The sequence below is a fragment of the Candidatus Frankia nodulisporulans genome (assembly GCF_902806475.1).
GTDB classification, from domain to species: Bacteria; Actinomycetota; Actinomycetes; order Frankiales; family Frankiaceae; genus Frankia; species Frankia umida.
This window is the reverse complement of sequence record NZ_CADCWS010000492.1, coordinates 1-1,183: the sequence shown is the minus strand read 5'-3', so window position 1 is coordinate 1,183 and position 1,183 is coordinate 1. Positions and strand designations below refer to the sequence as shown.

Below are 1,183 nucleotides of genomic sequence, written 5' to 3'. Positions count from 1 at the left end.
CATCCCCAGCGGGGAACCGGAGCACGCCGGATCGGCGTCGCATCGGGCTGCGAATTGGCGACCGCGAGGCGGGTTCCCCACTCGAGATAGCTCATGAAGGCCGCGCGAAACTCCGGATCGTCCGGCAGTCCGACGTGGTCGGCGGCATCGACCAGCAGATCGATCCACCGTCGACGCTGCTGTTCCGTGATGGCCCTGTCGAGATGATGGGCAAGCATGTTCTCGTAGCCGCCGCGAAGATCGGTGTAGGCGGCCGGGCCGCCGAAGACCTCACCCACCCATATCGCGACGTGATGCGCGTGGGCCGGGTTCATACCGGCGAACAGCGGAATGAGGATCTCGTCCTCGGCGACGGTCTCGTAGAAACGCGCGAACAGCCGCTCGAAGGCATCCTGACCACCGGCCCACTCGTAGAGGGTGGGCTGCCGGGGAGCCCCGGCGGCCACGCCCACGACCTCGGTCGGTGCGTAGTGCCGCATCTCCTCGATGCTCTCGATGTACTGGCCCACCTGGGCGATGAACGGCTGGAACAGTGCGCTTTTCCGGAATCCGTTCAGATGGTTTTCGAGGGATTCCCAGCGTATCCGAAGGATGTAGCTCTCCGGGCTCTCGACTCCCCGAGAAAGTTCGAAGTCCAGGCACTCCGGCGATTCTTCGAGAGATTTTGATGCCTGCTTGTAGGCCTCTTCGAACTCGCCCGCCCGATGTTCTGGGATACGATATCGGATGTACTCAAGAATCATTCTTCAGAACCTCCCGCGGCAGACGCTATCAGAAGGTTGCGGTACCGTGGGTACGCACTTTCTGGTGCGTAGCCACGGTGTGTGGCGGTGTGGTGTGGTCGAGCGGCGGTGCGGCGCAGGCCGGAGCACGACGAAACGGAGAGTCGATGGCCGAGCGTGCCTACCACTGCGCGGTGGAGGTGACCCTCGAGGTGATCGGTGGCAGGTGGACGCCGGTGATCCTGGCCCACCTCAAGGAGAACGATCACCTTCGCTTCGCGCAGATCCGGCGCCTGATCCCCGACATCACGGACAAGATGCTGACCCAGCGGCTGCGGGAGCTTGCGCGTGCCGGGATCATCGACCGCACCCTGGTGAGCGCGGCCCCCGCCCACGTCGAGTACAGACTCACCGAGGCCGGTCGCGGCCTCTCGCCCGTGCTCACCGCCATGTGGGCCTGG

Annotated in this window: 2 protein-coding genes; one reads left to right on the top strand and one right to left on the bottom strand. The window is 64.8% G+C overall.

The annotated features are described in order from the left end of the window. Nucleotides 1-743 (bottom strand): globin domain-containing protein (locus G6R24_RS21065; RefSeq protein ID WP_163550854.1); only part of this gene is annotated, 743 nt, incomplete at its 3' end. Between the two features lie 146 nt (nucleotides 744-889). Between G6R24_RS21065 and G6R24_RS21060 the strand changes: the two genes are divergently transcribed. Beyond that, nucleotides 890-1,183, top strand: a 294-nt coding sequence (locus G6R24_RS21060) for a winged helix-turn-helix transcriptional regulator (RefSeq protein ID WP_163550853.1), incomplete at its 3' end; no start/stop codon positions are given.